A 201-nucleotide genomic window follows, 5' to 3' on the forward strand; every position below is an offset into this window, starting at 1 on the left:
TGCCGGTCTCGGTCAGCAGCGGAGTGCTCTCATCTTCGGTGACCGCACCAGTGTCGCTGCCGGTGATCACCGCCGCATCGTTGACGCCGGTGATGGTGATGGTGACGGTGTGCTCGGTGCCATCCACAGACTGCACGGTGAAGGTCTCGACCTTGGTCTCCCCTTCGCCCAGGTACTGCACCTTGCTGTTGTCGACGTTGT

Annotated in this window: 1 protein-coding gene; it reads right to left on the reverse strand. The window is 62.2% G+C overall.

The window, feature by feature from the left end:
• The coding region (locus tag KW824_RS20905) for a VCBS domain-containing protein (RefSeq protein ID WP_218410923.1) at positions 1-201 on the reverse strand (201 nt) is incomplete at both ends.

This window comes from Aeromonas sp. sif0611 (assembly GCF_019218845.1).
Classification (GTDB): domain Bacteria; phylum Pseudomonadota; class Gammaproteobacteria; order Enterobacterales; family Aeromonadaceae; genus Aeromonas; species Aeromonas media.